The sequence below is a fragment of the Pseudomonas sp. Pme6b genome, assembly GCF_058129925.1.
In genome coordinates, this window is record NZ_CM176704.1 from 1664861 (window position 1) to 1679740 (window position 14880).

Annotated in this window: 14 protein-coding genes; 5 read left to right on the forward strand and 9 right to left on the reverse strand. The window is 56.2% G+C overall.

Going from position 1 to position 14880, the window contains the following annotated elements; genetic code table 11:
- Positions 1–23: 23 nt before the first annotated feature.
- Complete coding sequence (locus tag AC4ANE_RS07560) at positions 24–2132, forward strand: molybdopterin oxidoreductase family protein (RefSeq protein WP_002554853.1); 2109 nt, start codon at positions 24–26, stop codon at positions 2130–2132.
- Between the two features lie 88 nt (positions 2133–2220).
- Positions 2221–2547 (forward strand): Grx4 family monothiol glutaredoxin, encoded by a 327-nt coding sequence (grxD, locus tag AC4ANE_RS07565; protein WP_002554852.1) that lies wholly within the window; start codon positions 2221–2223, stop codon positions 2545–2547.
- 129 nt (positions 2548–2676) lie between these two features.
- Here the strand turns inward: grxD and bfr are convergent, their stop codons facing one another.
- The 4 genes from bfr to pyrC form a co-directional block, all read right to left on the reverse strand.
- On the reverse strand, positions 2677–3147 hold the full coding sequence (bfr, locus tag AC4ANE_RS07570) for a bacterioferritin (protein ID WP_002554851.1): 471 nt from the start codon (positions 3145–3147) through the stop codon (positions 2677–2679).
- Between the two features lie 201 nt (positions 3148–3348).
- Positions 3349–3567, reverse strand: coding sequence for a bacterioferritin-associated ferredoxin (locus tag AC4ANE_RS07575; protein ID WP_002554850.1), 219 nt, complete (start codon positions 3565–3567; stop codon positions 3349–3351).
- A 198-nt stretch (positions 3568–3765) separates the two neighbouring features.
- Positions 3766–4443, reverse strand: coding sequence for a ribonuclease T (gene rnt / locus AC4ANE_RS07580; protein WP_002554849.1), 678 nt, complete (start codon positions 4441–4443; stop codon positions 3766–3768).
- A complete protein-coding gene (pyrC, locus tag AC4ANE_RS07585; protein ID WP_002554848.1) occupies positions 4440–5483 on the reverse strand; it encodes a dihydroorotase in 1044 nt (347 codons plus the stop codon). The genes rnt and pyrC overlap by 4 nt, the downstream gene beginning before the upstream one ends.
- Before the next feature lie 149 nt (positions 5484–5632).
- Between pyrC and AC4ANE_RS07590 the strand changes: the two genes are divergently transcribed.
- Both AC4ANE_RS07590 and AC4ANE_RS07595 read left to right on the forward strand, forming a co-directional pair.
- Positions 5633–6538, forward strand: a complete 906-nt coding sequence (locus tag AC4ANE_RS07590) for a flagellar protein MotY (protein ID WP_002554847.1) — start codon at positions 5633–5635, stop codon at positions 6536–6538.
- A gap of 120 nt (positions 6539–6658) precedes the next feature.
- Complete coding sequence (locus AC4ANE_RS07595) at positions 6659–7876, forward strand: argininosuccinate synthase (protein WP_002554846.1); 1218 nt, start codon at positions 6659–6661, stop codon at positions 7874–7876.
- 417 nt (positions 7877–8293) lie between these two features.
- Here the strand turns inward: AC4ANE_RS07595 and AC4ANE_RS07600 are convergent, their stop codons facing one another.
- Positions 8294–8821, reverse strand: a complete 528-nt coding sequence (locus tag AC4ANE_RS07600; RefSeq protein WP_002554845.1) for a hypothetical protein — start codon at positions 8819–8821, stop codon at positions 8294–8296.
- A 1295-nt stretch (positions 8822–10116) separates the two neighbouring features.
- On the opposite strand from AC4ANE_RS07600, the gene AC4ANE_RS07605 reads away from it, so the two are divergent.
- Entirely contained in the window at positions 10117–10743 is a 627-nt protein-coding gene (locus AC4ANE_RS07605; RefSeq protein ID WP_002554843.1) for a response regulator transcription factor, read from the forward strand.
- Positions 10744–10902: 159 nt separating this feature from the next.
- Here the strand turns inward: AC4ANE_RS07605 and AC4ANE_RS07610 are convergent, their stop codons facing one another.
- From AC4ANE_RS07610 to metG, 4 genes are all read right to left on the reverse strand, one after another.
- On the reverse strand, positions 10903–11085 hold the full coding sequence (locus tag AC4ANE_RS07610; RefSeq protein WP_002554842.1) for a PA3496 family putative envelope integrity protein: 183 nt from the start codon (positions 11083–11085) through the stop codon (positions 10903–10905).
- Between the two features lie 106 nt (positions 11086–11191).
- Entirely contained in the window at positions 11192–11830 is a 639-nt protein-coding gene (nth, locus tag AC4ANE_RS07615) for an endonuclease III (protein WP_002554841.1), read from the reverse strand.
- Positions 11827–12699, reverse strand: a complete 873-nt coding sequence (gene rsxB, locus AC4ANE_RS07620) for an electron transport complex subunit RsxB (protein WP_002554840.1) — start codon at positions 12697–12699, stop codon at positions 11827–11829. The genes nth and rsxB overlap by 4 nt, the downstream gene beginning before the upstream one ends.
- A 129-nt stretch (positions 12700–12828) precedes the next feature.
- Positions 12829–14877: a methionine--tRNA ligase gene (gene metG, locus AC4ANE_RS07625; RefSeq protein WP_460408774.1), complete on the reverse strand. Its 2049-nt coding sequence runs from the start codon at positions 14875–14877 to the stop codon at positions 12829–12831.
- Between the last annotated feature and the right edge of the window lie 3 nt (positions 14878–14880).

Below are 14880 nucleotides of genomic sequence, written 5' to 3' on the forward strand. Positions count from 1 at the left end.
CCACGACAAGATCTGAGGCTGTGATGACCCGGACTGAACACTACCGCGCCTGCCACCTGTGCGAGGCCATTTGCGGTCTTGCCATCGAGACCGTTACCGAGCCGGATTCTGCCCCGCGCATCACCTCGATCAAGGGTGACCCGCTGGACACTTTCAGCCGTGGCCACATCTGCCCCAAGGCTGTTGCCCTGCAAGACATCCAGAACGACCCCGACCGCTTGCGTCAGCCGATGCTGCGCAGTGGTGATCAATGGCGGCCGATTGCCTGGCAGGCCGCGTTCGATATGGTGGCAGAGCGGCTTTACGCCATTCAACAGCGCCATGGGCAGAACACGGTAGCGGTTTATCAGGGTAACCCCAGTGTGCACAACTATGGGCTGATGACCCACAGCAATTACTTTCTCGGGCTGCTCAAGACTCGTAATCGCTTCTCGGCGACCTCGGTTGACCAGTTGCCGCATCACCTCACCAGTTTTCTGATGTATGGCCACGGCATGCTGTTGCCGATTCCGGATATCGATCACACCGACTTCATGCTGATCCTGGGTGGCAACCCATTGGCGTCCAACGGCAGCATCATGACCGTGCCGGATGTTGAGAAGCGTCTGAAAGCCATCCAGCAGCGCGGCGGTAAACTCGTGGTCATCGACCCGCGCCGCAGTGAGACGGCGGCCATCGCCGACCAGCACCTGTTCGTGCGTCCGGGCGGTGATGCAGCGCTGCTGTTCGGGCTGCTCAATACTCTGTTTGAAGAAGGCCTGACTCGCGAGAGTCACTTGCCTATCGATGGCCTGGATCAGGTGCGATACGCCATTGCAGGTTTCACTGCGCAGGCCATGAGCCCACGCTGCGGCATTGCTGCCGAGCAGATCCGGCAACTGGCGCGGGATTTTGCTGCAGCCGACAAGGCGGTCTGTTATGGCCGAATGGGGGTGTCGACCCAGGCCTTCGGCACGCTGTGTCACTGGTTGGCGCAACTGATCAATCTGGTGACCGGCAACCTGGATCGCGTGGGCGGAACGCTGTGTACGGAGCCCGCAGTTGACCTCGTCAGTTCGACTTCGGGCGGCCATTTCAATCTATGGCAAAGCCGGGTGTCCGGCCTGCCTGAGTACGGCGGCGAGTTGCCGGTTTCAGCGCTCGCCGAGGAAATGCTCGTGGACGGGGAAGGGCAGGTTCGCGCGCTGGTGACTGTCGCGGGTAACCCGGTTCTGTCCACCCCCAATGGCCGTCAGTTGGAACAGGCGCTCGAAGGTCTGGAGTTCATGCTCAGCATTGATCTGTACATCAACGAAACTACCCGCCACGCCGACTTGATCCTGCCGTCCACCTCAGCGTTGGAAAACGATCACTACGACACCACCTTCAATACCCTCGCAGTGCGCAACGTCACTCGCTTCAATCAGGCCATTTTCGACAAGCCCGAAGATGCGCTGCATGACTGGGAGATCTTTGTCGGTCTGGCCAGATCATTTGCAGCCCAGGCGCAGCGTGAACTCAAACCGACCCTGCCACCCGCGCAGATGATTGATCGCGGGTTGCGCGCAGGCTTCTATGGCGATGCATCGCCGCACAAACTGTCACTGGAAACGCTGGCCAGTCACCTGCATGGGCTTGATCTGGGCGCGTTGAAGCCTAACCTCACCGAGCGCCTGAAAACCGCCAATGGGCGGATTCAGGCGGCCCCAGAGGTCATCATGGCCGACCTGACGCGCTTCGCTGCCGATCCCGCTCCCGATTCCGGAGCATTGTTGCTGATTGGTCGTCGGCACGTGCGCAGCAATAATTCGTGGATGCACAACTATCACAGGCTGGTAAAAGGCAAGCCCCGGCATCAATTGCTGATGCACCCTGACGATCTTGCCTGTCGTGGTTTGAGCGATGGCCAGCAGGTTCGGGTCAGCTCCCGGGTCGGGACGATCGAGGTGCAGGTGTTGGGCAGTCTGGACATGATGCCCGGAGTGGTCAGCCTGCCGCATGGCTGGGGGCATTCGCGTGCGGGGGTGAAAATGGATATTGCCCGGAGTCAGCCAGGGGTGAGCGCCAATGACCTGACCGACGAACGGCAACTCGACGTACTCTCCGGCAATGCGGCGTTGAACGGTGTGCCGGTACAGGTGGCTGCCTGTTAAGGCTCAAGACAGAGCGTCATGCTCGGGATTTCGTTACAATGCGCCACCGTGCCGACAACTGAGTCGGATATTTCAGCCGAGGTGCTCCATGGATATCATCGAAACGATCAAAGAGCAGATTGCCAACAACACCATTCTGCTTTACATGAAAGGCGCTCCGAATGCCCCTCAATGCGGCTTTTCGGCCAAGGCTTCCCAGGCATTGATGGCGTGTGGCGAAAAATTTGCCTACGTCGACATTCTGCAAAACCCTGAAATTCGCGCCAACCTGCCAAAGTACGCCAACTGGCCGACTTTCCCGCAATTGTGGGTGGCTGGCGAACTGGTCGGCGGTAGCGACATCATCACCGAAATGATGGCTGATGGTTCGCTGCAAACTCTGGTCAAGGAAGCATCGGCCGCCAAAGCCGAGTAAAGCGTTGCGCTGCAGCGTGGGCACGATCGTCGAGATTATCGTGCCCTGCGCTCAAGCATTGGTTTTACGCACAAGAAAAAGCCCGCTCTCGATTGAGGCGGGCTTTTTCATTGCAACGCAACCGGTAAATCAGTCGCCCATCTGCGACTGCAGGTAGTTCTCGATACCGACCTTGACGATCAGACCCAGCTGGGTCTCGAGCCAGTCGATTTGCTCTTCCTTGGGCTCGAGGATGTCTTCCAGCAGCTCACGGCTGCCGAAGTCACCAACTGTCTCAAAGTGAGCGATCGCGGCTTTCAGATCGGCCAGACCTTTTTGCTCGATCTTCAGGTCGCACTCCAGCATTTCCTTGGTGTGCTCGCCAATCAGGATCTTGCCCAGATCCTGCAGGTTTGGCAGCCCTTCAAGGAACAGCGTGCGCTTGATCAGCTTGTCGGCATACTTCATCGCATGGATGGATTCTTTGTACTCATGGCCGCCGAGCTTTTTCAGACCCCAGTCTTCATACATGCGCGCATGCAGGAAATACTGATTGATGGCGACCAGCTCGTTTCCGAGGATCTTGTTGAGATGCTGGATGACTGTAATGTCGCCTTTCATGTTCGAGGTCCTGCCGGTGGCTTGTGTATATAAGCGCCGAGTGTGAGCCGCGCTTAAACGCCTGTCAAACCTAAGTTGTTGAATAATAAGTGAATTTAAATAGGAATAAGAATGTTTGAGTTCCGCATCTTGACGCTAAGCGCTTGAATTACAGGCATAAAAAAACCGGGCAGGGTGCCCGGTTCTTTAAAAGAGGGGTATTCAGGCGGCTGAAAATTCTGCTGGATAGGCCAGCGATGCCTGAGTGGTTTGCAGTTCTGTCAGCGTGTCACGCACCACTTCCTTCGCAAGGCAGGCGCATTTTCCGCATTTACTCGCAACACCCAGCGTTTCACGGACTTCACGATAACTGCAGCAGCCTTCCAGAATTGCATCCCGGATTTGACCGTCTGTGACACCTTGGCAAAGACAAACATACATAAGCTATTGACCGTCGCTGGTTTATTGCTTGGTGCCGAGGAGCTTAATGTTAATGAGAATGCTTGTCAAAACTGTTTTGGGTTCGATTCAGGTACAACGATGAGTGGTTGTTTTCAGAGTCAGCGTATCCAGATATCCCGTTCCAGACAGGCATGAAAAAACCGGCGCGAAGCCGGTCCGTTCACTGGCGTGCCGACCTTAGTCGTCGAAGTCTTCCCAGCCGCCCATTTCCTTCCAGCGGTTGACGATGCCGCAGAACAGCTCTGCAGTCTTCTCGGTGTCGTAGCGAGCCGAGTGGGCCTCGCGGCCGTCGAAGTCGATTCCGGCAGCCTGGCAGGCCTTGGCCAGCACGGTCTGACCGTAGGCCAGGCCTGCGAGGGTAGCGGTGTCGAAGCTTGAGAACGGGTGAAACGGGTTGCGCTTCATGTCCATTCGCGCGACAGCGGCATTGACGAAGCCGAGGTCGAAGCTGGCGTTGTGGCCGACCAGCACGGCGCGTTTGCAGCCATTGGCCTTGAGAGCCTTGCGCACGCCGCGGAAGATGTCGTTCATTGCGGTTTCTTCGCTGACCGCCATGCGCAACGGGTGATCCAGCTTGATACCGGTAAACTCCAGCGCAGCGGCTTCGATGTTGGCACCTTCGAACGGCTCTACGCGGAAGAAATAGGTGTGTTCCGGGAACACGAAGCCTCTTTCATCCATGCCGATGGTCACGGCAGCAATTTCCAGCAGTGCGTCGGTGGCTGAGTTGAAACCGCCGGTTTCTACGTCGACGACCACGGGCAGGTAGCCGCGAAAGCGTGCTGCCATCGGGTGACGAGAACCGCCGCCACCGCCGTGGCCTTCGTGTTCGTCGTCAAAATGATCTTCACTCACGCGTGTTCCTCCAGACGCCAGCGCAGTTTTTCACCAGCGCGCAGCGGGATAACGGTCAACTCGCCAAACGGCAGGCTGGCAGGGGCGGTCCACTCGTCACGCACCAGCGTGATGGTGTCCTGATTGGCGGGCAGGCCATAGAACGCCGGACCGTGAAGGCTGGCGAAGCCTTCCAGTTTGTCCAGAGCGTTACGCTGCTCGAAAGCTTCTGCATACAATTCGATGGCCGCGTAGGCGGTGTAGCAACCGGCGCAACCGCAAGCGTTTTCCTTGGCGTGTTGGGCGTGCGGTGCCGAGTCGGTACCCAGGAAGAACTTGCCGCTGCCACTGGTGGCGGCGTCGAGCAGGGAGGCCTGATGCGTATTGCGCTTGAGAATGGGCAGGCAATAGAAGTGCGGGCGAATGCCGCCAACCAGCATGTGATTACGGTTGTACAGCAGGTGATGCGCGGTGATGGTGGCCGCGACATTGGCTGATGCTTCATTGACGAACTGCACCGCTTCACCGGTGGTGATGTGTTCAAACACCACTTTTAGCGTCGGGAAGCGTTCGACTACACGACGCAGGTGCTCATCGATGAAGACCTTTTCGCGATCGAATACGTCGATCTCGCCGCGCGTCACTTCCCCGTGTACCAGCAGGAGCATGCCGACTTCAGCCATGGCTTCGAGGGCAGGGAAGATCTTGTCGATGCTGGTGACACCGGAATCGGAGTTGGTGGTTGCACCGGCCGGATACAGCTTGGCGGCGTGCACGAAGCCACTGGCTTTCGCGGTACGGATGTCTTCAGGCGTGGTCTGGTCGGTGAGGTACAGCACCATCAACGGCTCGAAGCGGCTACCGGCCGGGCGTGCAGCCAGAATGCGCTGACGATAGGCATCGGCTTGCTGCGCGTTGCGCACCGGAGGCACGAGGTTGGGCATGATGATTGCGCGGCCAAAAGTTCGCGCTACGTCAGCAACGGTATGAGGCAAGACAGCTCCGTCACGGAGGTGAATGTGCCAGTCGTCGGGACGCAGGAGGGTCAGGCGGTCAGACATTGGGGATTCCAGGCGGGTCAAACTCGCTGGGAATGCTACCGGAAAAGACTCTCTCAGGCATCCGCTATCAAGTTTTGCACGAAGTTACCGATAGCCCCCTTGTCAGTCAGTCATTTTTTGTTTCGCGTTTATTTTCAGTGGAGCCTCCCGTGCGCCAGCGATATTTAGCCCTGCTCAGCATGTTTGCCAGCCTCCCGGCGATGGCTATCAGTTTCCAGACACGTCTGGAGAGCATCGAGTGGAAGGTCGAAGGCGATCAGTTCGAATGCCGCCTGACTCAGCCGATCACCGACTTCGGTGCCGGTGAGTTCGTGCGCCGTGCCGGTGAGCAGGCGACGTTTCGCCTCAAGGCTTCATACAACATGCTGGGCAACGGTTCCGCAACGCTGCTGGCCGCCGCAGCACCGTGGCAGCCGGGGCGCGGTGATATCAATCTGGGTTCGGTGCGCGTCAGCAATGGCGACATACCCTTCAATACTTCCCAAGTACAGGCCGGGCGCCTGATCAGTGGTCTGATGGACGGTCGCAGCCCGCTTATCCGTCACTACACCCGTGACGGTGGCCAGATGGAAGTGCGCCTGCTGCCGGTCAAGTTCAGCAAGGCGTTCAGCGATTACCAGGCGTGCACAGCCAAACTTCTGCCGATGAACTTCGATCAGGTCAAACAGGCTGAAGTAGGATTTCCCGGTGGCGGTATTGAGCTGGATGCCCGTGCCAAGGCGCGTCTGGACAACATGGTGGCCTATCTGAAGGCCGACCCGACGGTTAACCGTATCGAGCTTGACGGCCATTCGGATAACAGTGGCAATCGACTCACCAACCGTGACCTTTCCCGCCGCCGTGCGCTGGCGGTCATGGACTACTTCAAGGCTCAGGGTATCCCCGAGCAGCAAATCACCCTGCGTTTTCACGGCGAACGCTACCCGCTGGTGCCCAACACCAATGAGGCCAATCGTGCGCGCAACCGCCGCGTGAACGTGCATCTGGAGCGTGTTGCGCCCGATGAGCGTCCGGTACCTGTAGCCTCTGCGGTCAGTGCAGCGCACACGTCCTGAGGGCTGCATAACGCTCCTGCCAAACGTCGCCTTGTCGTCACAAGCTGTCGCGCCCCTGTAAATTTGCTGGTTTGAACGGTAGAATCAGCGGTTTTCCGTACAACCCGGTGGAGTGATGGCATGGCGGACGTAAACAAGGTAGTTCTCGCGTATTCCGGTGGCCTGGATACTTCGGTAATCCTCAAGTGGCTGCAAGATACGTACAACTGCGAAGTGGTGACCTTTACCGCTGACCTGGGTCAGGGTGAAGAAGTCGAGCCGGCGCGCGCCAAGGCTCAGGCCATGGGCGTGAAAGAAATCTACATCGATGACCTGCGCGAAGAGTTCGTGCGTTATTTCGTGTTCCCGATGTTCCGTGCCAACACCGTCTATGAAGGCGAGTACCTGCTGGGCACTTCCATCGCTCGCCCGCTGATCGCCAAGCGCCTGATCGAGATCGCCAACGAAACCGGCGCTGATGCCATTTCCCATGGTGCCACCGGCAAAGGCAACGATCAGGTGCGTTTCGAGCTGGGCGCCTATGCGCTCAAGCCAGGGGTCAAAGTGATTGCTCCGTGGCGTGAATGGGACCTGCTCTCTCGTGAAAAGCTGATGGACTACGCCGAGAAGCACAACATTCCGATCGAGCGCCACGGCAAGAAGAAATCCCCGTACTCGATGGATGCCAACCTGCTGCACATCTCCTATGAGGGCGGCGTGCTGGAAGACACCTGGACCGAGCACGAAGAAGACATGTGGCGCTGGACCAAGTCCCCTGAGGACGCGCCGAACGTTGCAACTTATCTGGAGCTGACCTACCGCAATGGCGACATCGTTGCGCTGGACGGCGTTGAGATGACGCCTGCCACTGTGTTGGCGACCCTGAACCGCATCGGTGGCGAAAACGGCATCGGACGTCTGGATATCGTTGAAAACCGCTACGTGGGCATGAAGTCCCGTGGCTGCTACGAGACACCTGGCGGCACCATCATGCTGCGCGCTCACCGCGCCATTGAATCGATCACCCTGGACCGTGAAGTCGCCCACCTCAAGGACGAACTGATGGCCAAGTACGCCAGCCTGATCTACACCGGTTACTGGTGGAGCCCGGAGCGTCTTATGCTGCAGCAGATGATCGACGCGTCTCAGGCCCATGTGAACGGTGTTGTACGTCTGAAGCTTTATAAGGGCAATGTGATCGTCACCGGTCGCAAGTCGGACGATTCGTTGTTCGATGCCAATATTGCTACCTTTGAAGATGACGCAGGCGCCTATGATCAGGCTGATGCGGCAGGCTTCATAAAGCTCAATGCCTTGCGTATGCGTATTGCTGCGAATAAAGGCCGCAAGCTGTTCTGATACTGCTGGTTGTTCGATGAGTGCAGCCCTCGCGGGGCTGCACTTTAAACCCGGGTTCCCCGTCACGCCTGTAGCCATTTCTCAAATTCAGTCTCCCTGACAAGTTACTCATTGTTCATAAGTGTTTCGAAACCGTCCTGCCGGACACTCAATGTGTTTTCGGTGTTGCAGTGCGCGTTTGATATTGACAGCGTATTTCCTTCGGCAAGTCATGTAAGAAGTCTTTAGCCGGGTGCAGGCGATCATATACCACCGCCTATGTACTCATTAAATCCGTTCTTACCGTTCATGGCGAAAAGCGCAGGTGTGCTTTTGGTTTTTTCCTACAGTAGCTGTCGAAGTTAAAAGCAGGGGGCCTGGTGCTTTCTGCGTGGCAGTCGAAACTTATGCACTCGGTACCTGTTTTAGAGTCTGGCCTCAGGGCGTGTCGCTATCGCGTTGCTGCCTGAACTCGAATCGATAGGCTTTGCCGATATTCCATACCTGGCGAAGGCTCAGGTCCAGTACCTGGGCAATCTCGGCTGCGGTATAGCCCAGCGCCGAGTAATGCATGGCGTGGCCGGCCACCACGTCGTCGATATCCGTCGTGTCATGACGGGCGTCCCTGCGGGTGGTGAGCATGGGCTGACTGACAGCGATCGTCACACCGTTTTCGGTGGCCAGTTGGCGAACGTCTTTTTTATTCATGCGTAATGAATATTGCAGCGCTGTGAAGCCTGCGCCCTTGGCGGCCAGGTATTTGAGTTGTTCAAGCTTGCCAGCGTGTTCAGGCCCGTCTGGCAGGGTTGGCGCTGTATCAGTTGAGGAAGGGTTTGATGCGCCTGCCACCTCTCCATCGGGTATGACTGCAATAATACCGCCTTTGGCAACAAAGTTTTCCACAGCGGTGATTAACTCAGAGGCGGTGGGTATTGATGAGCGCGTGCGCGCATATCTAGTATTCATGGTGTGTCCCTTTTTGAACATGGTTATACACAGAGCCCATTCAAAAGAGTTGCCAGGCACTCAGTGTTTGTCACGCAGCAGCTCGCCTGATGAGCCGTGTACGTAACACCTGAATTCAGCCGGTTCGCGTGATACACCGAGTTCGTGTAAACGCGCCGCTCATGAACTGCAAAGCTGTATTACCTAATGATAGGGTTTCATAGGGCTGCACATAGTTAATGGCAGTAAATAATAAAGTTTCTGTTAAAAAAGTAACGACTGGTAATAAAATTTGCAAGTGAAAAATGGCGTGTCTCCAGAATTGATGTGTCGTTCTTTATAAAGTCTTACGTGTTGTAATGTTGCGTCCGTGAATTTTGTAGTACGTTTCCTATTCGATTCCCTGTGTCTGGACCTGAAATAAAAAATGGTATTTGCTACTTGCCGAAAGAGCTACTTATGGTCTTGAATGATGTAGGGTTATGCTATGGTGTGTGTAAGATTTTGCGACAGTGCAAAGGTTGGTGGATTACCATTATTTAGCGTTTGTCGACAGTGGCCCAATATGGCAGGCCGCGTTTATGTTGTGCGCTTCTGTTGTAGGACTTTTCTTTCAGGCCTGTAGGGTGTGTCCTTAAATAAATATTTGTACGAAATTCCGTAATAGATGTGTAATTTTTAATCCCCGTTTACGTATGTAATGCGTGGTGTGTATTCACTGATTTTCCATCATGGGGTTTCGGGTAAGGCATCCGGATGCAAGGCCTCTATAGTTGGCTGGCTATCTGGATAAAGGCTGTAATGCCTGCCAGCGCCCTATATCGATGTGCGAGCGGCGAGACAAAGATCGATGAAAACTGATGGCAGTCCTGCATTTTCCTGGCGTACAGGTAGTGGCCTGCCTTCAAATGATTCAGCTCAAGGGTTTTCAGCTGTTTTTGCTGGCGATAAGCCATGTGTCAGGCGTGTTCTGACGGTGATGCAAAAATAGTGTGGCGATACTTTTAACAGATGCAGCAAGGTCATTTTTGAACGTAAAAGTTTGGCCGGGTTTTGCTGCATGCATTTACTGACTGGCGCTGCGATGCTTATGCCGTAGCCGCCAGCAATAAAAAATCACCAGATTCCGAAAAGGAAGGCTCTGTGAAAATTAATAAAAAATGTACGTTCCTGCCGAGTTTTGTAGGAAGTTTCTGCTGTAATTGTAGGAATGGTCTTTGGCTGTCAGTCCACAAGGGTGAGCGCCATGCAAAGCAGTAAACGACTAAGTTATTGTGCTGGCTCTGAAAATTCGAATAGCGAAAAATGTACTGCCCATGAATAAAGTGCTGATCGTGGATGATCATCCCGTCATTCGCCTTGCTGTACGCATGCTGATGGAGCGTCATGGCTATGAGGTCATCGCGGAGACTGACAACGGTGTGGATGCGCTGCAACTGGCTCGTGAGCACCTTCCTGATATCGTCATTCTTGATATTGGTATCCCCAAGCTCGACGGGCTGGAAGTCATTGCCCGCCTGTCAGCCATGACATTGCCGTTCAAGGTCCTGATTCTGACGTCTCAGGCACCCGGCCACTTTTCCATGCGCTGCATGCAGGCAGGGGCCGCCGGATATGTCTGCAAGCAACAGGACCTGACCGAGCTGCTCAGCGCTATCAAGGCGGTACTCTCGGGGTACAGCTACTTTCCCAATCAGGCATTGCATACTGTTCGCTCCAGTATGGGCAACGCGAGCGAGTCGGACATGGTTGACCGACTTTCCGGCAGGGAGATGATGGTTCTGCAACAACTGGCCAGAGGCAAGACCAACAAGGAAATTGCAGACGGTATGTTTCTGAGCAATAAAACCGTCAGTACCTACAAAACGCGTTTGCTGCTCAAGCTCAACGCGCATTCACTGGTCGACCTGATCGAGCTCGCCCAGCGTAACGGGCTGGTCTGAGTAGCCGGCCTGTTTGAGAAGGGCGTGTGCCTGATGTCCACGTGTATGGAGCGAGTGACGAGCAGCCATCTCACGTATTGAAGCCTCTTCTGCGAGAGGCTTCAAATGCCAGAGTAGAACGTTAGGTTCCAGGAAGCCGGTGCGAGGTTTTGCGCTTGTCTAGAAGTCGAAATCGTAATCGGCCAGTTGTTTCTGCAAGCGCCGCTCTTCAAGCAGGTTGTCGATGGTGCGTCGTTTGCTCAGATTGGTCTTTGCCGGCTCTACGGTCGCAGTTTCGGTTTCGTCCGTATCGACGGCAACAAGGTCATCGTCCACGTCCAGTTGCTCGTTGTCAGTGCTCATGAAGTCGACTCCAGGGCTTGGGCTCTCTGGCGCTTCTTATATCGACAATCCACAAGCGGGTAAAAAAGATTTTTTCAATCGACAGAGCAGCAATTACCGGGCTGGCTCAATCGTCGGACGTTTTCTCCTTGTAATCGCACAGGTCTTCTATACGGCAACTGCCGCATCTGGGCTTGCGTGCCTGGCAAACGTAGCGTCCGTGCAGGATCAGCCAGTGGTGCGCATCGAGCAGATAGTTCTTGGGCACAAATTTCATCAATTGCTTCTCGACCTCCACCACATTTTTCCCTGGTGCGATGCCCGTACGGTTGCTGACGCGAAAGATGTGAGTGTCTACAGCCATTGCGACCTGACGGAAAGCGGTGTTGAGCACGACATTGGCAGTCTTGCGTCCTACGCCCGGTAAGGCCTCGAGCGCTTCTCGGGTCTGCGGTACTTCGCTGTTATGCAACTCCACCAGCATCCGGCAGGTTTCAATTACGTTTTTGGCTTTGCTGTTGTAGAGGCCAATTGTCTTGATGTACTCGGACAGCCCTTCAACGCCTAGGTCATATATGGCTTGTGGCGTGTTGGCGACCGGGTACAGCTTCGCCGTGGCCTTGTTGACGCTCACGTCAGTGGCCTGGGCAGAAAGGATAACGGCTATCAACAACTCAAAAGGCGTGGTGTAGGCCAGTTCGGTTTTCGGGTCCGGATTGTCCTCATGCAGCCTGCGAAAGATTTCCTGACGTTTTGCAGCATTCATGGGCGGAGATTTTCCTCAGGATGAGTCTGTACGGGTGCTTGCAGAAGCGCTGCAAGTGCCTGTTCGGCTGCTTCATATTCGCGTTGCAACTCCACGAGCCTGGCGGCCTGCTCGGCAATCGGCGGATGGCCGAAAGCCTTGAGCGACTTGTTGAGCTGCGCACGACTCATGGCCACGGCAATCCGGGCTTTTTTCAGGGCCTCGTCCGGCGTGGCAGGCTTGTCGTTCTGGGCGTGTCTGGCGGCGGACTGTAAAGCGTCACGACTTGGTTCAGCGCGCTGTGACCGGGCGATACGCTCGGCCAGCCGGGTTTGTTGCTCGCGGTACAAGCGTGCATTGCGTGCTTCGAAACGCAGCCGGGCGTGGGTACGCTTGCGCAGACGAGCTTTTTGCAGATCAGGGGTGGGTGCCAGGCCGCCTATGATGGGCGTGACACTCGCCATCGGCAGCGGATGCATTTCAATGCAGTCTACCGGGCATGGCGCAACGCACAGATCGCAGCCAGTGCACTCATCGACAATCACGGTGTGCATCAACTTTGCAGCGCCGACAATGGCGTCCACGGGGCAGGCCTGAATGCATTTGGTGCAGCCAATGCACTCTGCTTCGCGAATGAACGCAACCTGCGCAGGGGCTGCACCGCGTTCCATATCCAGCCTCAGAACCGGAACCGCAAGCAGCTCTGCCAGCTGGGCTATTGTTTCGTCCCCGCCCGGTGGGCATTTGTTGATGGCTTCGCCGCCGGCAATGCCCTCTGCGTAGGGCTTGCAGCCGGGGTGGCCGCACTTGCCGCACTGAGTCTGCGGCAGAAGGGCGTCGATGCTGCGGATAAGGTCCACGTCGGGAAGCAGGCGAATCAATTCAGTCATGATCTTGCCAGGTGACCAACAGGTGTTCTGTCTATCGAGGGTGCAGCATTATCGGACAGATCGGGAGGTTTGCGAATGCGCAAAGGCCCGGTATCCGCCTGATGGCTGGATACCGGGCCTTGTCCGGGTTTACTTGATGCGCTGGCCGGGTTTTGCACCACTGTCCGGGCTGAGCAGATAGATCTCCTCGCCGCCAGGGCCTGCCGCCATCACCATGCCTTCGGAAATGCCGAAACGCATTTTCCTTGGCTTGAGGTTGGCGATCATCATGGTCAGACGGCCTTCGAGCTCGGACGGGGTCGGATAGGCGCTTTTGATGCCGGAAAAGACATTACGTTGCTCGTCGCCGATGTCCAGAGTCAGGCGCAGCAACTTGTCGGCACCCTCCACATGTTCGGCCTTGAGAATCAGGGCAACGCGCAGGTCTACAGCGGCAAAAGCGTCAAAGTCGATTTCCGCCGACAGCGGGTCTTTGGCGAGTTCGCCATTACCGGCGGGCGCACTGCTCGCGGTAGTGTCGGTAGCGGTCAGGTCTTCCTTGGAGGCAGCAGCCATGGCTTCTACCTTGAGTGGATCTATGCGGGTCATCAGTGCCGAGAACGGGTTGAGCTGATGATTGGCCAGCAAGGTCTTGTGGTCTTCCCAGGTCAATGGTTCGACGTTGAGAAACTTCTCTGCGTCGGCGGCCAGATTCGGCAATACCGGTTTGAGGAAAATGACCAGTTGGCGGAACAGATTGATACCCAGCGAGCAGACTGCCTGGACTTCATCCTGTTTGCCTTCCTGTTTGGCCAGCGCCCACGGCGCTTTTTCCGCGATATAGGCGTTGGCGCGATCCGCCAGAGCCATGGTTTCACGCATGGCACGGGCGAAGTCTCGGGCTTCGTAGGCGTCGGCAATGCTCGGCGCGGCCGCCAGGAATGCATCGGTCAATTCGGGCGCTGTATTGGCCTCGCCCATCACACCGGCGTTGCCTTTGTGAATAAACCCGGCACAACGGCTGGCGATGTTCACGACCTTGCCGATCAGGTCAGAGTTGACCTTTTGCACGAAGTCTTCGAGGTTCAAATCCAGGTCGTCGACGCCACGACCCAGTTTCGACGCGTAGTAATAGCGCAGGTACTCGGGTGGCAGATGGTGGAGGTAGGTGCGTGCCTTGATAAAGGTGCCACGTGACTTCGACATTTTCTGTCCGTTTACGGTCAGGTAGCCGTGAACGTTGATGCCGGTCGGTGTGCGCAACCCTGCACCTTCCAGCATGGCTGGCCAGAACAGGGCGTGGAAATTGACGATGTCCTTGCCGATGAAGTGATAGAGCTCGGTGGTCGCACCCTTGCCCCAGTACGCGTCGAAGTCCAGGTCCGGACGACGTGCACACAGGTTCTTGAAGCTGGCCATGTAGCCGATCGGCGCATCCAGCCATACGTAAAAGTATTTGCCTGGCTCATCGGGGATTTCAAAGCCGAAATACGGCGCATCGCGGGAGATGTCCCACTGTTGCAGGCCGCTGTCCAGCCATTCGGCGATCTTGTTTGCGACAGCGTCCTGCAGGGTTCCGCTGCGCGTCCAGCTTTTCAGCATCGCGTCGAATGCAGGCAGGTCGAAGAAGAAGTGCTTCGAGTCCTTGAGTACCGGTGTGGTCCCGGAAATTGCCGACTTGGGGTTTTTCAGGTCGGTCGGGGCATAGGTTGCGCCGCACTTTTCACAGTTGTCGCCGTACTGATCTTCAGCCGCACATTTCGGGCAGGTGCCTTTGATGAAGCGGTCGGCCAGGAACATTTTCTTTTCCGGGTCGAAATACTGGGTCACCGAACGGGTTGCTATATGACCTGCGTCGCGCAGGCGCGTGTAGATCATGCTCGACAGCTCGCGGTTTTCGTCCGAGTGCGTCGAGTGGAAATTATCGAAATCCACCAGGAAGTCGGCGAAGTCGGCGCTGTGTTCGGCCTTGACGTTGTCGATGAGCTGTTCTGGCGTAATGCCTTCTTTTTCAGCGCGCAGCATGATTGCCGAACCGTGAGCGTCGTCCGCGCAGACATAAATGCATTGGTTGCCGCGGTGCTTCTGAAAACGCACCCACATGTCGGTCTGGATGTACTCGAGCATGTGGCCAAGGTGAACGGGACCATTGGCATAGGGCAGGGCGCTGGTAACGAGAATCTTGCGTGGCTCGGACATGGG